At 71.6% G+C, this 17,065-nt stretch carries 17 protein-coding genes; 4 read left to right on the top strand and 13 right to left on the bottom strand.

Going from position 1 to position 17,065, the window contains the following annotated elements; all coding sequences use genetic code 11:
- Nucleotides 1-5: 5 nt before the first annotated feature.
- Entirely contained in the window at nucleotides 6-128 is a 123-nt protein-coding gene (locus ACQEVJ_RS33535) for a hypothetical protein (protein WP_433108091.1), read from the bottom strand.
- A 101-nt stretch (nucleotides 129-229) separates the two neighbouring features.
- Between ACQEVJ_RS33535 and ACQEVJ_RS33540 the strand changes: the two genes are divergently transcribed.
- From ACQEVJ_RS33540 to ACQEVJ_RS33550, 3 genes are all read left to right on the top strand, one after another.
- Complete coding sequence (locus tag ACQEVJ_RS33540) at nucleotides 230-775, top strand: CGNR zinc finger domain-containing protein (protein ID WP_433108093.1); 546 nt, start codon at nucleotides 230-232, stop codon at nucleotides 773-775.
- Between the two features lie 38 nt (nucleotides 776-813).
- Nucleotides 814-1,416, top strand: coding sequence for a GNAT family N-acetyltransferase (locus tag ACQEVJ_RS33545; RefSeq protein WP_193203682.1), 603 nt, complete (start codon nucleotides 814-816; stop codon nucleotides 1,414-1,416).
- 142 nt (nucleotides 1,417-1,558) lie between these two features.
- Nucleotides 1,559-2,431: a 1,4-dihydroxy-2-naphthoate polyprenyltransferase gene (locus ACQEVJ_RS33550; RefSeq protein WP_433108095.1), complete on the top strand. Its 873-nt coding sequence runs from the start codon at nucleotides 1,559-1,561 to the stop codon at nucleotides 2,429-2,431.
- Between the two features lie 33 nt (nucleotides 2,432-2,464).
- On the opposite strand, the gene ACQEVJ_RS33555 is transcribed toward ACQEVJ_RS33550, so the two are convergent.
- The 3 genes from ACQEVJ_RS33555 to ACQEVJ_RS33565 all read right to left on the bottom strand — a co-directional run bounded on the left by ACQEVJ_RS33555 (nucleotide 2,465) and on the right by ACQEVJ_RS33565 (nucleotide 7,425).
- Nucleotides 2,465-3,667 (bottom strand): FAD-dependent monooxygenase, encoded by a 1,203-nt coding sequence (locus ACQEVJ_RS33555; protein ID WP_433108097.1) that lies wholly within the window; start codon nucleotides 3,665-3,667, stop codon nucleotides 2,465-2,467.
- Between the two features lie 35 nt (nucleotides 3,668-3,702).
- Nucleotides 3,703-6,576, bottom strand: coding sequence for a BTAD domain-containing putative transcriptional regulator (locus ACQEVJ_RS33560; protein ID WP_433108099.1), 2,874 nt, complete (start codon nucleotides 6,574-6,576; stop codon nucleotides 3,703-3,705).
- 69 nt (nucleotides 6,577-6,645) lie between these two features.
- A complete protein-coding gene (locus ACQEVJ_RS33565; protein ID WP_433108101.1) occupies nucleotides 6,646-7,425 on the bottom strand; it encodes an SDR family NAD(P)-dependent oxidoreductase in 780 nt (259 codons plus the stop codon).
- A gap of 149 nt (nucleotides 7,426-7,574) precedes the next feature.
- Here ACQEVJ_RS33565 and ACQEVJ_RS33570 point away from each other — a divergent pair, with 149 nt between their 5' ends.
- Complete coding sequence (locus tag ACQEVJ_RS33570) at nucleotides 7,575-7,766, top strand: hypothetical protein (RefSeq protein WP_433108103.1); 192 nt, start codon at nucleotides 7,575-7,577, stop codon at nucleotides 7,764-7,766.
- 155 nt (nucleotides 7,767-7,921) lie between these two features.
- Here the strand turns inward: ACQEVJ_RS33570 and dapB are convergent, their stop codons facing one another.
- From dapB to ACQEVJ_RS33615, 9 genes are all read right to left on the bottom strand, one after another.
- Entirely contained in the window at nucleotides 7,922-8,662 is a 741-nt protein-coding gene (gene dapB / locus ACQEVJ_RS33575; RefSeq protein ID WP_433108105.1) for a 4-hydroxy-tetrahydrodipicolinate reductase, read from the bottom strand.
- 164 nt (nucleotides 8,663-8,826) lie between these two features.
- Nucleotides 8,827-10,137, bottom strand: a complete 1,311-nt coding sequence (locus ACQEVJ_RS33580; RefSeq protein WP_433108107.1) for a M16 family metallopeptidase — start codon at nucleotides 10,135-10,137, stop codon at nucleotides 8,827-8,829.
- Nucleotides 10,134-12,464, bottom strand: a complete 2,331-nt coding sequence (locus ACQEVJ_RS33585; RefSeq protein WP_433108109.1) for a polyribonucleotide nucleotidyltransferase — start codon at nucleotides 12,462-12,464, stop codon at nucleotides 10,134-10,136. Before ACQEVJ_RS33585 ends, ACQEVJ_RS33580 begins: the two co-directional genes overlap by 4 nt.
- Before the next feature lie 282 nt (nucleotides 12,465-12,746).
- The gene (rpsO, locus tag ACQEVJ_RS33590) at nucleotides 12,747-13,016 is read right to left on the bottom strand and encodes a 30S ribosomal protein S15 (protein WP_204052667.1); all 270 of its coding nucleotides are present in this window, start codon (nucleotides 13,014-13,016) and stop codon (nucleotides 12,747-12,749) included.
- Nucleotides 13,017-13,192: 176 nt separating this feature from the next.
- Nucleotides 13,193-14,137, bottom strand: a complete 945-nt coding sequence (locus tag ACQEVJ_RS33595) for a bifunctional riboflavin kinase/FAD synthetase (protein WP_433108111.1) — start codon at nucleotides 14,135-14,137, stop codon at nucleotides 13,193-13,195.
- A gap of 125 nt (nucleotides 14,138-14,262) precedes the next feature.
- Entirely contained in the window at nucleotides 14,263-15,192 is a 930-nt protein-coding gene (gene truB, locus ACQEVJ_RS33600; protein ID WP_433108113.1) for a tRNA pseudouridine(55) synthase TruB, read from the bottom strand.
- Nucleotides 15,189-16,205, bottom strand: a complete 1,017-nt coding sequence (locus tag ACQEVJ_RS33605) for a DHH family phosphoesterase (protein WP_433108115.1) — start codon at nucleotides 16,203-16,205, stop codon at nucleotides 15,189-15,191. The genes truB and ACQEVJ_RS33605 overlap by 4 nt, the downstream gene beginning before the upstream one ends.
- The gene (gene rbfA / locus ACQEVJ_RS33610) at nucleotides 16,202-16,690 is read right to left on the bottom strand and encodes a 30S ribosome-binding factor RbfA (protein WP_433108117.1); all 489 of its coding nucleotides are present in this window, start codon (nucleotides 16,688-16,690) and stop codon (nucleotides 16,202-16,204) included. The genes ACQEVJ_RS33605 and rbfA overlap by 4 nt, the downstream gene beginning before the upstream one ends.
- A gap of 47 nt (nucleotides 16,691-16,737) precedes the next feature.
- Nucleotides 16,738-17,037, bottom strand: coding sequence for a DUF503 domain-containing protein (locus tag ACQEVJ_RS33615; RefSeq protein WP_433108119.1), 300 nt, complete (start codon nucleotides 17,035-17,037; stop codon nucleotides 16,738-16,740).
- Nucleotides 17,038-17,065: the final 28 nt, after the last annotated feature.

Genomic DNA, 17,065 nt, shown 5'->3' on the forward strand with positions numbered 1-17,065 from the left:
CTGGGTCAGTGGCGCTCGCGGCCGGATCGGCGTTCCTCACGGCGCTCTTCTCGCCGTGCGTCGCGCGACAGGCGCTCGCGGCGCTCCTTGTTCCGCAGTGCCAGATGGGCCAGGTAGCCGATGGTCATGAGATCCTCCCGGAATAGCCGACACCAGTGAAACGCTTGCGGTGGTGTTGGTATTTCGCGACCTCCGACTGTCGTACAGTGGTCACGAGGGGTGATCGATCATGACGGGCCCGGCGGAGCTGCTCCGCGACTTCGTGAACACCTACGACGTCGAGGGAGACGCCGACGAGCTGGCCTCGCCGGCCGAGCTGTCCGTCTGGCTGCGCGAACGGGGACTGATCGGCGACGACGACCGCGCCGCCGATGAAGACCTCGCGGTGGCGACCCAGCTTCGCGAAGGACTGCGGGCCGCGCTGCGCGGCAACCACGACGGGGATCCGTACGAGGTTCCCGAGGGACTGGACGCGGCGCTGGCGGGACTGCCGGTTCGCGTGGTGCTCTCGGCGGGGACGCCGACGCTCGAGCCCGTGGCGCCCGGAGTGGCGGGCGGGCTCGCGCGGCTCGCGGCGCTGATCCCGGCGGCCCACGCCGACGGCACCTGGCCACGGCTGAAGGTCTGCGCCGAGAGCACCTGTCAATGGGCGTTCATCGACTCCTCGAAAAACCGGTCTCGCTCCTGGTGCTCCATGCGCGTCTGCGGAAACCGCACAAAAACCCGGGCATATCGGGCACGACGCCAGGCGGAAGGTACGCCGAGGCCCTCCTGACCAGTACGGTGTTACAGGCTAAGAAAGGAGCCCGCCGAATGGGTGTCAGAGCTGCCCGCCTCGAGGACGTCGACGCGGTGACCAGCACCCAGATCCGGGCGTGGAAGGCGGTTTATCGCGACTTCCTGCCACCGATCCCGCTGGAGCAAATGACCGGGCCGGCGGCGGAGAAGATGTGGCGCCGCCAGTGGGAGGAGGCGATCCTCTCGCCGCCCACGCCGCGTCACCGCCTGCTCGTCGCCGTCGAGCGGGTGGTGCCCGACACCGACGCGTTCACGGCGCTCGGGCCCGGCGGCATCCTGGCGACCGCGGCGCAGCGTGCCTCCGACCGGGTCGTGGGGCTGGCGTCGCACGGACCCGCCGAGGACCCGGACCTTCACCCGGCCACGACGGCCGAGTTGATGACGTTGCTCGTCGATCCCAACCACATCAGGCGTGGACACGGCAGCAGGCTGCTCAACGCCACGGTGGACCACCTGCGCGAGGACGGCTACAACACGGTGGTCACCTGGGTCTTCGCCGACAACCACCCGATGCTCGGCTTCCTGGAGTCGGCCGGCTGGGGCGAGGACGAGGCCGAGCGCGTCCTCGACATGGGCCGCCCGATCAGGATGATCCGCCTCACCACCGACATCAGCTGAGTCACCTCCCTTCCTGCCCGTCCGTACGGCTTCCGCCTCCGGGGGCGTCGCCTCCGCCAACCCCGCTGTCACGAGAAGATGGGGGATTGGCCAAACTAGGTACGCCTTCACCGGCTACGCACAGGTAGGAAAAGGGAGTCACGTGGCCACCCCAGCTCAATGGTTAGCGGGCGCACGCCCCCGTACGCTGCCCGCCGCCGTCGTCCCGGTCGCCGTCGGCACCGGAGCCGCCGTCGCGGAGGACGGCGCGGTCTGGTGGCGAGCCCTGCTCGCGCTGTTCGTCGCGCTGGCGCTGCAGGTCGGAGTCAACTACGCCAACGACTACAGCGACGGCGTGAAGGGCACCGACAAGGACCGGGTGGGGCCCCTGCGGCTGGTCGGCTCGGGCGTCGCGGCCCCCAAGCAGGTGCTCGCCGCCGCTCTCGGCTGCTTCCTCGCCGCCGCGGTCGCCGGGCTCGTCCTGGTGGTGGCCACCCGCGCTTGGTGGCTGCTGCTCGTCGGCCTCGCCTCCATCCTGGCCGCCTGGTTCTACACGGGAGGCTCCCGCCCGTACGGCTACCGCGCGCTCGGGGAGATCTCGGTCTTCGTGTTCTTCGGCCTCGTGGCCGTCGCCGGGACGACGTACGTCCAGGTGGAGCGGCTGACCTGGCTCTCGCTGGCCGCCGCCGTGCCCGTGGGGCTGCTCGCCTGCGCGCTCCTCGTGGTCAACAACCTGCGCGACATCGTGACCGACGGCCCCTCAGGAAAGCGCACGCTGGCCGTGGTGCTGGGTGACAGCCGCACGCGCCTGGCCTACTCGGCGACCCTGGTGCTGCCCTTCGTGTTCGCGCTCGCCCTGGTGCCGGTCAGGCCGTTCGCCGCGCTGACCGTGCTGGCGCTCCCCCTCGTGGTGACCCCGATCAGGACGGTCCGCTCGGGGGCGACCGGCCCCGCGCTCATCGCGACGCTCCAGCAGACCGGCCGCCTGCAACTCGTCTTCGGCGCCCTGTTCACCCTCGGCCTGGCCCTGTTCTGACCGGCGCCCGGCCTCGTGGACGTCGAAGACGTCCTAGCGTGGGCGGGCATCGTTCACGGGGTAGTCGCGGAGGGTGATGTTCCCGGCGGCCTTGCGGGCGATCTTGGCGGGCATGTTCCTTCCCGGCAGGTAGGGCATGACCCTGTAGTAGCGGTTGAGGACCGAGGCCACGAAGTGGCTGCCGGGGACCATGAGCTTGGCCACGCCGTCGCCCATCTTCTGGCAGCCTTCGGCGTACTCGCGCATCTCCCGCTCGTAGCGGGCGAACGCGACGCGGTGGTCGCCGTGCGCGGCGGCCAGCTCCCCCGCCAGGACGTACGCGCCGACCAGGGCGAGGCCGGACCCCATGCCGGACAGGGAGGACGGGCAGTAGGCGGCGTCGCCGACCAGGGCCACCCGTCCTCGGTTCCAGGAGTCCATGCGGACCTGGCCAACCGAGTCGAAGTAGAAGTCCGGCGCGCACCGCATGTCCTGCAGCAGCCGGTCGCTCTGCCAGCCGTTGCCGGTGAAGTGCTCGGCGAGGACGGCCTGCTGCCGGGCCACGTCACGGCGGTCCAGGTCCAGGTCCGGTGAGCCGAAGTAGAAGACGGCCTTGGCCTCGGCGTTGTGGCGGGCGCTGTACATCGCCACCAGCCTGTTCGCGGTGCGGTAGGCGTGGCCGGTGTGGTCGAGGCCGAGGTGGTTGGCGGTGGTGAAGATCGCGCAGTAGACGCCCAGGTGCCTGACGTAGTTCTCCTCGGGTCCGAAGGTCAGGCGGCGGGTGTTGGAGTGCAGGCCGTCGGCACCGATGACCAGGGCGAACCGGCGCGGCGCGCCGCGTTCGAAGGTGACGGTCACCCCGTGGGCATCCTCGGTGAGCGAGGTGATGGAGTCGCCGAAGACATACTCGGTGTGCTCCTTGGTGGCGTCGTAGAGGATGCGGGCCAGGTCGCCGCGGAGGATCTCGACGTCTCCGGCGAACAGGTCGGCGGGCAGCTTGGCCAGCGGCTTGCCGGCGCTGTTGACGTACGACATGTGGCCCATGCCGGTGCGGGCGCGTTCGATGTCGTCCAGGATGCCCATCCGGCGCAGGATCGACAGGTGCGCCTCACCCCGGAAGTCGACGGCGTAGCCGCCGTCGCGCAGCGCCGGGGCGCGCTCCACGATCGTGGGGGTGAAGCCGTGGCGGTGGAGCCAGTAGGCGAGCGCGGGGCCGGCGACGGAAGCGCCGGAGATCAGTACGTTGCGGTTGTCCATGGCAGAGAGCCTGCCGGTGAGGGCTCACCGGAGGCTCACCGTCGGCTCACCGCCTCTGCGAGGGCCTCGGGAAGTCCCAGCAGGCGCAGCGCGTCCGGGGTCGAGCCGCCTACCGCCATGGCCTCGGCGGCCTCCTGATAACGGGCCCGGGCCGTGGCGTGGTCGCCGCGCGCTTCGGCGACGCGGCCCAGCCCGGCGAGCGTGCGCACCCGGTTGCCGAGGCTCCTGATCCAGTGCGGATCCGTCCGTTCGGCGGCCTCGGCGTACAGCCGTTCCGCCTCGTCCAGGTCGCCCTCCCGCAGGGCGATGTCGCCGAGCCCGCGCAGAGCCGCCCCCAGGCAGGTGGTGCTGCCGGCGCGGCGGGCCAGATCGGCGGCTTTCGCATAGTCGGCGCGGGCCGCCTCCGCGTCGTCGGCGGCGAGGTAGTCGCCCCGGTTGACCAGCAGGTCGGCGGCGTCCTCCTGGGCGCCGAGCTGGTCGGTCAGGGTGAGGGCCTGATCGGTCAGCGCGATCGCCCGCGCGTGGTCGCCGCGTCCGCCCGCCAGCCCGGCGAGCATGTCCAGGACCAGTGCCGTCCCCCATCGGTCACCGAGGACCCGGAACTCCTCGACGGCTGTGCCGAAGTGCCGCGCCGCCGCTGTGACGTCCCTCTCACCCAGGGCTCCGAAGCCCGACACGTATCGGGCGACGGCCCGCGCCCACGGCTCAGGGGAGTCGTGCTGGGCCGACAGGAGCGTGAACGCGGCCCGGGGGTCGCTTTCGCCGACGTTCCGCATCATCCACAGCAGCAGGGCCGCCGGGTAGCGGCCCGCCCGGTCGCCGGTCCAGGCGGCGTCCAATGCCTCTCCCGCCGTCGCCTGGTGGCGTCGCCATGTCTCACGTTCGGGCGCGGCCAGCAGCACGCACGTCGCGTACTCCTCGCCGAGGCCGTCCGGGGGCGTGTCACCGAGCGCGCCGAGCAGTCTGGCCGCGTACGGTGCGACCGCGGCGGAGGCGCCGCGGATCCACAGGTACGTCGAGGCCGAGGCGAGCAGTTCCAGAGCCGTCGCGACGTCCGAGGCCTCGACCGCCCAGCGCACCGCCGCCAGCAGGTTCTCGTGCTCGGCGACGAGGATCGGCAGCCATTCCAGTTGCTCGGCTCTGCGCAGATGGGGATCGGCGGTCCGCACGAGGCCGAGAACGTGCCGGGCGTGGGCGCGCAGCGTGGGCTCGCGGTCGCCCGCCTCGTCGAGCCGCTCGGCACCGTAGGCGCGGATCGTCTCCAGCATCCGGTAGCGGCCGCGGGAGACCTCCAGGAGCGACTTGTCGACCAGCGACTCCAGTGTCTCGCCGTCCGTGCCGCACACCCGCCGCACCGACTCCGCCGTCGCGCCTCCGGCGAAGACGGTGAACCGCCGTGCGGCTCGTTGCTCGGGTTCGGAGAGCAGGTCCCAGCTCCACGCGACGACCGAGCGCAGTGTCCGGTGCCGGCCGTCGGCCGGGCGGCTGCCGCGGGCCGCGACCCCGAGCCGGTCGTTCAGCCGTCCCTCGAGTTCGCCGAGGTCCAGCGCGCGCAGCCGCGCCGCGGCGAGTTCGATGGCCAGCGGCAGGTCGTCAAGGGCCGCGCAGACCCGCTGTAGGCGCGCAGGATCGGCGGCGAAACCGCGCCGCACGGCGCGGGCCCGGTCGGTGAACAGCCGCACCGCCTCGTCGCCGTCGAGCGGACGCACCTGGTGAAGGTGTTCGCCGATGACGCCCAGCGGCTCGCGGCTGGTGGCCAGGATCCGCAGCTGTGGGCAGGCGGCCAGCAGCCGCGCCGCGAGCGCGGCCGCCTCCTCGACCACGTGCTCGCAGTTGTCCAGCACGAGCAGGAGCACCCGGTGGGACAGCGCCGCGATCAGGCGGTCGACCGGCGTGTGCGAGCCGTCCCCCACCTGCAGCCCGTGCTCGCGCACGCCGAGCGCGCCGAGCACCGCCCGCGGCAGCCCGGCGCCGTCGCCCAGCGCCGCCAGCTCCACAAAGCACACCTCGTCGGCCGCCGCTCCGGCCACCTCGACCGACAGCCGGGTCTTGCCGACGCCGCCGGGCCCGAGCAACGTGACCAGCCGTGCCACCCGAAGCAGGCCGGCGACCTCGGTCACCTCCTCATCGCGGCCGACGAAGGAGGTCAGCTGGGCGGGCGGCGCGGCCGGCGACGGCGAGGGATCGACGCTCAGCAGCTCCCGATGCAGCGCGACCAGCTCGGCCGAAGGATCGGCGCCCAGCTCCTCCGCCAGGCGCCGCCTGGTCTCCTCGAACACCACCAGCGCCTCGGCCTGCCCGCCCTCGGCGGACAGCGCGCGCATCAGCAACCCGGCCAGGCGTTCCCGGAGCGGGTGGCGGCCGACCAGCTCGCGCAGCTCCGCGATGGCGGCGCGATGCTCGCCGAGCCGCAGTTCGCCCTCGATCCGATCTTCCAGCGCCGCCAGCCGCAGCTCCTCCAGCCGCATGGCGGCGGCCTGGGCCGTCTCGCTCTCGGTGAGCTCGGCCAGCGCGGGTCCTCGCCACAGGTGCAGCGCCTCACGCAGCAGTGCCACCGCTCGTTCCGCCTCACCGTCGCGCAACGCCACCCGGCCCTGCCCGGCCAGCCGCTCGAACCGGCAGGCGTCCACGTCGTCGTCCGCGACCACGATCCGGTATCCCGCGCCGGCCCGCTCGATCGCGGCCGCCGGCCCCAGCGCGGTGCGCAGCCGGGACACCTGCGACTGCAGCGCGTGCGCCGACAGCGCGCCGTCAGGATCGATCTCCTCGGTCAGCCGGTCGGGCGGCACGACCTGACCGGGGCGGATCAGCAGCAGCGCCAGCAGCGCGCGCCGCGCCGGTCCGCCCAGGGGGACCTCGGTCCCGTCGTCGTGCCACACCCGGGTCTCGCCGAGGATTCCGAACCGCATGCCCGCGATTATCCTCCGGCGGCCCGGCGGCGATCACAGAGGTAATCACAGGGGCGATCACAGGGGCGATCACGCGGGCACGATGGGTCCCAGGTAGGTCCCGCCCGACACGTCGACGGTCTGCCCGGTCACCCACCGGCCGCGTGGACCCGCCAGGAACCCGACCACGTCCGCGACGTCCTCCGGCTCGCCGAGCCGCCCCAGCGCGACCATCGCCTCCAGCCCCGCCACCACCTCGGGAATCGAGGTGTAGCCGGCGGTCATGTCGGTCCGGACCGCGCCGGGTGCGACCGTGTTCACGGTGATACCGCGCCTGCCCAGCTCATTGGCCAGCGACGGGGCCATCGACTCCAGCGCCGCCTTACTGACGGTGTAACCGATCTGTGTGGTGACCGCGAACCGGCTGGCCGTCGAGCCCATGTTGATGATGCGGCCGCCGTCGTTCAGCAGCGGCAGCGCCCGCTGGATCACGAAGAACGGCGTGCTCAGATTGATCGTCAGCAGCCTGCCGAACTCCTCCTCGGTGACCTGCGCGATAGGGCTGACGGAACCGATGCCCGCGTTGTTGACCAGGATGTCCAGGCCGTTCGCGCCGTGTTCCGCCAGCCCGGCGCTAAGCCCCTCGAACAGCCTGTCCACCGCGCCGTCCTCGCCGAACCGGGCCCGTACGGCGAACGCCCGGCCGCCCGCGTCCCGGATCCGCGCCACGGTCTCCTTGGCCGCGACCTCGTTACCGCCGTGGTGGACGCACACCAGGCCCCCCTCGGCGGCCAGCCGCAACGCGACCGCACGCCCGATCCCCCGCGATCCACCCGTCACCAGCGCCGTCTTGCCGCTCAGCTCGCCCATCGTCGTGTTCCCTCTCTGAGGCCGGTCCCCGGTGGATCCGGCGATGGCTCAACACTGGCGACGGCCGCTCACCGCTCCCTCACCGCCGGCTCACCGGGCCCGCCGTTCACCGGTGGCGTGCTCGTCGAACGATCCGGTAAGGAGGTCGCATGACCGTCATAGGGTTGCGGCCGGCGACGCCGGCCGACAGCGAGTTCTGCTTCCGGCTGCACAAGGCCGCTCTGGGCGAGTACGTCGCGGCGATCTGGGGATGGGACGAGCGCGACCAGCGGGGCCATCACGCGTTGACGTTCTGGCGGTCAACCACCGGGCTCACGCCCTCTACCGGCGGCTCGGTCTGAAGGAAGTGGCACGTCACGGCGACGGCGACATCAAGATCAGGATGCGCTACAGCCCGCCACCGCGATGATCGGACACCCGGCTGAGCCGGTCGTCCGCGGCGCTACGAGGCGCCGCCCGGGCCTGTCCGGGATGACGTCCAGGCCGGGCGGCGTGACTACTGCAGGTCGAGGAGACGCTCCAGGCCCACGGTGAGGCCGTCGAGCTCCCGCACGCGGCGTACGCCCAGCAGGACGCCCGGCGTGAACGACGCCCGGTTCATCGTGTCGTGCCGGATCGTGAGGGTCTCCCCCTCGCCGCCCAGGATGACCTCCTGGTGGGCGATCAGCCCGGCGAGCCGTACGGCGTGCACGTGGACCCCATCGACGTCCGCGCCCCTGGCGCCGTCGAGCGCGGTGGTGGTCGCGTCGGGAGAGGGGCCGAGACCCGCCTCGCGCCGTGCCCGCGCCACCAGTTCCGCCGTACGGCGGGCTGTTCCGGAGGGGGCGTCGGCCTTGTGCGGGTGGTGCAGCTCGACGATCTCGACCGACTCGAAGTGCTTGGCCGCCTGCGCGGCGAAGTGCATCATGAGCACGGCCGCGATGCCGAAGTTGGGAGCGATCAGCGAGTTCGTGCCGGGGTTGGCGGCCAGCCAGCCACGCACGGTCTCCAGCCGTCCGGCGTCGAAACCGGTCGTGCCCACGACCGTGTGGATGCCGTGGGAGACGCACCACTCGAGGTTGCCCATGACGACGTCGGGGTGGGTGAAGTCGACCACCACCTCGGCGCCGGTCAGCGCGTCGAGCGGGTCGCCCTTGTCGACCTCCGCCACGAGCTCCAGGTCATCGGCCGCCGCGACGGCCTTGCACACTTCCACACCCACGCGCCCACGGGCGCCCAGAACACCGACCTTAATCACGCGCCCAAGGCTATACGTGACGGAGGGAGGCGGGACGGTGAGGAGCGGGCCGACGCGCCCGCGTTCGTGCGGCGGGAGGCGCCGCCCCCGGCGAGAGCCGTGACGGGAGAACGAGGAGGCCGCGCCGGTGCGGTAGGGCACCGGCGCGGCCTCCAACGGCGCGCTCAGGCGATGGCGGAGCCGAAGTCCTTGTCGGCGTAGGGCCCGATCACGGCGAGGGTCAGCGGCCGGTTGAGGATGTCCTCGGCGATCGCGGCGATCTCCTCGGGGGTGACCGCCTCGATGCGCGCGAGCACCTCGTCGACCGTCATGAGCCGCTCGTACACGAGCTCGCTCTTGCCGATCCTGGACATGCGCGAGCCGGTGTCCTCCAGCCCGAGCACCAGCCCGCCGCGCATCTGGCCCTTGCCGCGGGCGATCTCCTCGGAGGTGATCCCCTCGGCCACGACCCTGGCCACCTCGTCGCGGCAGATCTTCAGCACGTCGTCCACCTTCGAGGGCAGGCAGCCCACGTAGATGCCGAACTGGCCGGTGTCGGCGTACTGGGAGGTGTAGCTGTAGGCGCTGTAGGCCAGGCCGCGCTTCTCCCGGATCTCCTGGAACAGGCGCGACGACATCCCGCCGCCGAGCGCGGCGTTCAGGACGCCGAGGGCGAAACGCCGGTCGTCGTTGCGGTCGACGGCGGTCATGCCGAGGACCAGGTTGGCCTGCTCGGTGGGCCGGTCGAGCACCCGGATGCCGCTCCGGACGTCGACGCCGGGGCCGCCGATGCGCGGAGGCGCGGGCGCGGCGGAGCCGCCCAGCGTGCCCGCCCGCTCGTACGCCGCCGCGACCAGCGCCACCACCCGCTCGTGGTCGACGTTGCCCGCCACCGACACGACCGTGCGGGGCGGGACGTAGAACCGCTGGTAGTACTCGCGGATGCGGTCATGGGTGAGCGCGTTGATCGACTCCTCGTTGCCGAGGATCGGGCGGCCGATCGGCGTGTCGCCGTACAGCTCGGAGGAGAACTGCTCGTGCACCACGTCGGAGGGGTCGTCGTCGTGCATGGCGATCTCCTCCAGGATCACGCCGCGCTCCGACTCCACATCCTCTTCGGTGATCAGCGAGGAGGTCACCACGTCGGCGAGCACGTCGATCGCCAGCGGCAGGTCCTCGTCGAGCACCCGGGCGTAGTAGCAGGTGTACTCCTTGGCGGTGAACGCGTTGATCTCACCGCCGATGCCCTCGATGGACGCCGAGATCTCCATGGCGTCGCGCGTGGGCGTGCCCTTGAAGAGCAGGTGCTCCAGGAAGTGGGTGGCCCCCATGTGCTCGGGGGCCTCGTCACGCGACCCGATGCCCACCCACAGGCCGACCGCCACACTGCGCACGGTCGGCATCGTCTCGGTCACGACCCGCAGGCCGCCGGGGAGGACGGTGCGGCGGATGACCCCCGCACCGTCCTTGCCCGGGAACAGTGTCTCGGTCGTCACGAGTTGCGCTCGTCCCGGCCGCCACGGGTGCGGCTGCGGCTGCGGCGCGGAGTCCGCGGCTGCTCCTCCTCCGCCGCCGTGGCGGAGACCTCGGCGGCCTCAGCGGCCGGGGCGGCCTCGGCGCCGTTCTCGGCGGCCGCGGCCTTCTCTGCGGCCTCCTTCTCGACCACCTCGACCGGGACCAGCGAGAGCTTGCCGCGCGAGTCGATCTCGGCGATCTCCACCTGGATCTTCTCGCCGACGTTCATGACGTCCTCGACGTTCTCGATCCGGCGGCCGCCGTGCAGCTTGCGGATCTGCGAGACGTGCAGCAGGCCGTCCTTGCCCGGCAGCAGCGAGACGAACGCGCCGAAGGCGGCGATCTTGACGACCGTGCCCAGGTAACGCTCGCCGACCTCCGGCATGTGCGGGTTCGCGATGCCGTTGATCAGCGTACGGGCGGCCTCGGCGGACGGGCCGTCGGTGGCGCCGATGTAGATCGTGCCGTCGTCCTCGATGGTGATCTCGGCGCCCGTGTCGTCCTGGATCTGGTTGATCATCTTGCCCTTGGGGCCGATGACCTCGCCGATCTTGTCGACCGGGACCTTGATCGTGATGATCCGCGGCGCGGTCGGGTTCATCTCCGCCGGGGCGTCGATGGCCTCCTGCATCACGTCGAGGATCGCCAGCCTGGCGCCCCTCGCCTGCTTCAGCGCGGCGGCGAGCACGTGGGCCGGGATGCCGTCCAGCTTGGTGTCGAGCTGGAGCGCGGTGATCACGTCCTTGGTGCCGGCGACCTTGAAGTCCATGTCGCCCATGGCGTCCTCGGCACCGAGGATGTCGGTCAGCGTGACGTAGGTGTCACCCTCGCCGATGAGGCCCATCGCGATGCCGGCGACCATCTCCTTGAGCGGCACGCCCGCGTCGAGCAGGGCCATCGTGGAGGCGCAGACCGACCCCATGGAGGTCGAGCCGTTCGACCCGAGCGCCTCCGACACCTGCCGGATGGCGTACGGGAACTCCTCGCGCGACGGCAGCACGGGAATCAGCGCCCGCTCGGCCAGCGCGCCGTGGCCGATCTCGCGGCGCTTCGGCGAGCCGACGCGGCCCGTCTCGCCCGTGGAGTACGGCGGGAAGTTGTAGTTGTGCATGTAGCGCTTGGTCCGCTCGGGATTGAGCGTGTCGATCATCTGCTCCATGCGCAGCATGTTCAGCGTCGTGACGCCGAGGATCTGCGTCTCACCCCGCTCGAACAGGGCCGACCCGTGCACCCGCGGCACCACGTGGACCTCGGCGTTGAGCTGCCGGATGTCCTTCGGGCCACGGCCGTCGATGCGGACGCCCTCGCTGATGACGCGCTCACGCATCAGCTTCTTGGTGAGCGACCGGAACGCGGCGCCGATCTCCTTCTCGCGGCCCTCGAAGTCGGGCAGCAGCTTCTCCGCCGCCAGCATCTTGACGCGCTCGATCTCCACCTCGCGCTCCTGCTTGCCCGCGATCGTCAGCGCCGAGGCGAGCTCGCTCTTGACGGCGGCGGTCACGGCCTCCAGGGCGTCGTCCTGGTGGTCGAGGAAGATCGGATACTCGGCGGTCTCCTTGCCGGCGACCTGGGCCAGCTTCGCCTGCGCCTCGCAGAGCACCTTGATGAACGGCTTGGCGGCCTCCAGGCCCTGGGCCACGGCCTCCTCGGTCGGGGCGACCGCGCCCTCGGCGACCAGCTTGAGCGTGTCGCGGGTCGACTCGGCCTCGACCATCATGATCGCGACGTCGCCGTCGGCCAGGACGCGCCCGGCGACGACCATGTCGAACGTGGCGCGCTCCAGCTCGGTGTGGGCCGGGAACGCCACCCACTGGCCGTCGATCAGCGCGACGCGCACGCCGCCGATCGGGCCGGAGAACGGCAGCCCGGCGAGCTGCGTGGACATGCTCGCGGCGTTGATCGCGATCACGTCGTACAGGTGCTCGGGGTGCAGGGCCATGACCGTCGCGACGATCTGGATCTCGTTGCGCAGGCCCTTCACGAACGACGGGCGCAGCGGCCGGTCGATGAGACGGCAGGTGAGGATCGCGTCCTCGGACGGCCTGCCCTCCCGGCGGAAGAACGAGCCGGGGATGCGGCCGGCCGCGTACATCCGCTCCTCGACGTCGACCGTCAGCGGGAAGAAGTCCAGGTTCTCCTTGGGATGCTTGGACGCGGTGGTCGCGGACAGGACCATCGTCTCGTCGTCCAGGTACGCGACGGCGCTGCCCGCCGCCTGGCGGGCGAGCCGCCCGGTCTCGAACCTGATCGTGCGCGTGCCGAAGGGACCGTTGTCGATAACGGCCTCTGTGCTGTGGACACCCTCCACGGGGGACCTCCTCTTCGGGTCGGTCTCCCGCGTCCTCGTTTGCCGGGCTCCCCGTTCAGGTGCAGTGCCGGTCTTCGATCGAAGCGCCCGGTCCGTCCGCACGGCTGTCGCCGTGCCGACCGGGGGCCACTACCGAGGACCGGCCCTCTCACGCCGCGGGATCGCGCTGCGGCTTGCTTGCGGACGCGGGGCAGTTGGTCTCGGCTATTCAGTTGTCTCGCTCAGGCCATTGTGGCCGCTTATGGAAAAGGAGCGGCGAAGAATCGCCGCTCCTTCCTCACCTTATCGGCGAAGGCCCAGCCGCTCAATGAGGGAGCGGTAGCGGGTGATGTCCTTGGCCTGCAGGTACTTCAGCAGCCGACGACGGCGGCCGACCAGCAGGAGCAGACCACGGCGGCTGTGGTGGTCGTGCTTGTGCGTCTTCAGGTGCTCGGTGAGGTCGCTGATCCGCTTGCTCAGAAGCGCGATCTGAACCTCCGGCGACCCGGTGTCACCCTCGCTGGTTCCGTACTCGCCGATGATGGCCTTGGTGGTAGCGGCGTCAAGCGACACTGCTTCTCCGTTCTGGTGAAATGGCACGCGCAACGATTCCAAGCCCGCGAACGACCGTGCGTGCCTACAGTCGCCGTGACAGGACAGCCGGGTGGCTCACGCCACCTGAGCATGGCTGACATACAACCCTACCAGCTCGCCGGACACACCCTGTCACGACGCGCCACGCAGGAGGTTCAGGAGGCGAACTCGCGGGCCCGCGCCACGTCGTCGCGCATCTGCTCGATCAGCGCCTCGATGGAGTCGAACCTGAGTGTGTCGCGCAGCCGCTCGCCGAAGTCCACGGCCACGTGCGCGCCGTACAAGTCCAGGTCGTCGCGGTCCAGCGCGTACGCCTCGACCGTGCGCTCCACCCCGTCGAACGTCGGGTTGGTCCCGATCGAGATCGCGGCCGGCCAGCGCTCCCCCTCGTACGGCGAGGGGCTCTGGATGCACTGCAGCCATCCCGCGTAGACGCCCTCGGCGGGGATGGCGGTGTGCTGCGGCGACTCGACGTTGGCGGTGGGGAAGCCGAGCGCCCGGCCACGCTGGTGACCGCGGACCACCACGCCCTCCACCCGGTGGGGGCGGCCCAGCAGGACGGCCGCGCCCGCGACGTCACCCGCCCCCAGCCGCTCCCGGATCACGGTGGAGGAGATGGCGTCGCCGTCGCTGACCAGGGGCACGCCCTCGGCCTGGAAGTCGTACTTCTCCCCCAGCGTCCGCAGCGTCTCCAGGTCGCCCGACGCCTTGTGGCCGAAGCGGAAGTTCTCCCCCACCACGACCCCCGCCGCGTGCAGCCGGTCGACCAGAGCCGTCTGGACGAACTCGTCCGGCGACATCCGGGAGAATTCCAGCGTGAACGGCAGCACGCACACGGCGTCCACACCCAGCGCGAAGAGCAACTCGACCCGCCGGTCGGTGGTCGTGAGCCGCGGCGGGTGACTGCCGGGCCGTACGACCTCGTCAGGGTGCGGGTCGAAGGTGACCGCCACCGCGGGCAGCCCCAGATCGCGGGCCATGTCCACCGCGCGGGCCACCATCCGCTGGTGACCGAGATGCACGCCGTCGAACACGCCGATCGTGACGACGGACCTGCCCCAGTCCTGCGGGACCTCGTCCAGCCCGTGCCAGCTCTGCACCTCGACCTCGCTTCTGTGTCCAATTGCCTTGCTTTCGGCAAGACGGCTGAGTTGCCTCGTCCGGAAGCGCGCAGTAGACAAGACTGCCATGCCCCTCGGGGTGCCGGGGAACCAGCCCCCCGGCGTCAGGAGACGAAGACCACCAGAGGCCGGGCCGCCCCGCCGCGCTCCTCCGCGAGCGCGAGCAGCGCGCCGTCCGGCCCGAAGACGCCGATCGGGCCCGGCCCGAGGCCCGCCGCGCGCAGCCGCCCGCCGTGCGCGACCAGCCGCGCCTCGTCCTCGCCCACGTCCCTGCGGGGGAAGGCCACCGCAACCGCGTCGGCCATGGGCATGATCACGCATTCCCGGGCGAGGTCCTCGATCGTGCGCGCCGCCTCGATGCCGTACGGCCCGACCCGAGTGCGGCGCAGCCGGGTGAGATGGCCGCCGACGCCGAGCGACGCACCGAGATCGCGGGCCAGCGCCCGGATGTAGGTGCCACTGGAGCACGTGATCACTGCGTCCAGGTCCACCGTCTCCGGGGTCCGACTGATGTCCCCCACCTCGAACGCGTGGATCGTGACCGGCCGGGCGGCCAGCGCCACCTCCTCGCCGGCACGGGCCCGCTTGTAGGCCCGCTGCCCGTCGACCTTGATCGCGCTGACCTGCGGCGGCACCTGCATGATCTCGCCGGTGAGCGCGGCGACGCCCTTGCGCACCTGCTCGTCGGTCACGTGCCCGGCGGGGGTGGTGGCGACCACCTCGCCCTCGGCGTCGTCGGTGTTCGTCGTCACGCCGAGCCGGATCGTCGCCTCGTAGACCTTCTCGGTCAGCGCGAGGTGCCCGAGGAGGCGGGTCGCCTTCTCCACCCCGATCACCAGCACGCCGGTGGCCATCGGGTCGAGCGTGCCCGCGTGGCCGACCTTGCGGGTGCCCGCGACGCCGCGCATCTTGCCGACGACGTCGTGCGACGTCCAGTCGGCCGGCTTGTCCACGATGATCAGACCGCTCGGCGGCGGAGTCCTTCTGGGCTGCGTCCTTTTGGGCTGCGTTCTTTTGGGCTGGGCCGTGCTCATGAGGGGCTCCCTTCCGGGGCGAGGAGGGGACGCAGGGCGGCCATCGTGTCCGCCACGGACAGCGCCGAGGAGAACCCGGCGGCACGCGGGTGGCCGCCGCCGCCGAGTGCGGCGCAGGCCCGGGCCACGTCCACCGCGCCCTTCGACCGGGTCGAGACGTTCCAGCCGCCCTCGTCGTCCTCCTTGAGCACGACCGCGACCTCCGCCTCGTCGACCCGGCGCACGACGTCGATCATGCCCTCCACCTCGTCGTACGGCAGGCCCTCCGCGGCTCTGTCGGCGCGGCTCACGTAGGTCCACACCAGCCCCAGGCCGCCGGCGGCGCCCGGTTCCAGGGTGGCCCGCCCGAGCGCCGTGCCGAGCACCCGCAGGTACGCGAACGGCGAGCGGTCCCACAGTTCCCTGGCGATCTCCTCGGGGCGCAGACCCGTGGCCAGCAACCGGCCGGCCATGGCGTGCGCGGCCGGGGTGGTGATGGAGTGCCTGAAGGAGCCGGTGTCGGTCACCAGCCCCACGTAGAGGCAGGTGGCGACCTCCCGGTCGATCGGGAGACCGAGCCGGTTGACGAGCTCCTCGACGACCGTCGTGGTCGAGGCCGCCGCGGGGTCCACGAGGTGGACCGTCCCGAAGCGGGTGTTCGACACGTGGTGGTCGATCACGACGAGTTCGCCGGCCTTACCCGCGTGGGGCGCGAGCAGGCCCAGCCGCTCCATCGTGGAGGCGTCGAAGGTGATCATCAGGTCGGGCTCCGCGGGGTAGGCCGGGGGCTCCACCAGCAGGTGCTGCCCGGGCAGGGACCGCAGCAGCCGGGGCACGGCGAATACGCGGTCGCCGAAGGACGCGACGACCTTCCTCCCGGTGCGCGCCAGCGCCAGCCCGAGGCCCAGCATCGAGCCGAGGGCGTCCCCGTCCGGGGACACGTGACAGGCGAGCGCCAGCGTGTCAGAGGCGCGGATCAGTTCGGTCGCGCGCCGCCAGTCCGCCTCGCCGACGGCGCTTTCGTTCGTGGTCACCGGGCGGGGCGCCCCGCCCGGCCGGTGGGCTCGTCCTCGCCCTCCTCCTCGGCCGCCTCGGCGTCGAGGTCCTCCTCGAAGCGGTAGGGGTCGGCGTCCCCGGCGAACTGCGCGCCCTCCGCCTGGCGGGCGACCTCCGCGTCCTTCTCCTTCGCCAGCGCGAACAGGTCGTTCATGTGGCGGGCGCTGTCGGGGAGAGGGTCGTGCACGAACGTGAGACCGGGGGTGTGCCGCAGGCCGGTCTGCCGGCCGACCTCCGACCGGATGATGCCCTTCGCGCTCTCCAGAGCGGCGGCCGTGTCGGCGCGCTCCGCCTCGGAGCCGAAAACCGTGTAGTAGACGGTCGCGTCGCTCAGGTCCGGGGTGACCCTGGCGTCGGTCACCGTCACGAATCCCAGCCGCGGATCCTTGATCCGCCGCTCCAGCATCTCCGCGACCACCTGCTGGATGCGATCGGCCAGCTTCCTGGCACGCGCTGCGTCCATGCTCACGCTCCCTCGTATCTGTACGGCTGACGCGCGGGCCCCGGCGTCTATTCCTCGTGGTCGTTGAAGAGCCGCCGCCGCGCGGACAGCAACTCGATCTCGGGGTGGAAGGCGACCAGGCGTTCGCAGGCGTCCAGCACCTCGTCGCAGTTGGCCGCGGACGCCGATATCACGGCGACGCCGATCTCGGCGCGCCGGTGCAGGTCGTGGTGGCCCGCCTCGGCGACGGCGACGGCGGGGTACTTGCGCTGGATCTCGGCGATGATCGGCCGGACCACCGAGCGCTTCTGCTTCAGCGAACGGACGTCGCCGAGCAGGATGTCAAGAGTAAGAGCACCGATGAACATGGGTTGTCACCACGTCACGGACGACCGG

This window comes from Microbispora sp. CA-102843, assembly GCF_050936215.1.
Classification (GTDB): domain Bacteria; phylum Actinomycetota; class Actinomycetes; order Streptosporangiales; family Streptosporangiaceae; genus Microbispora.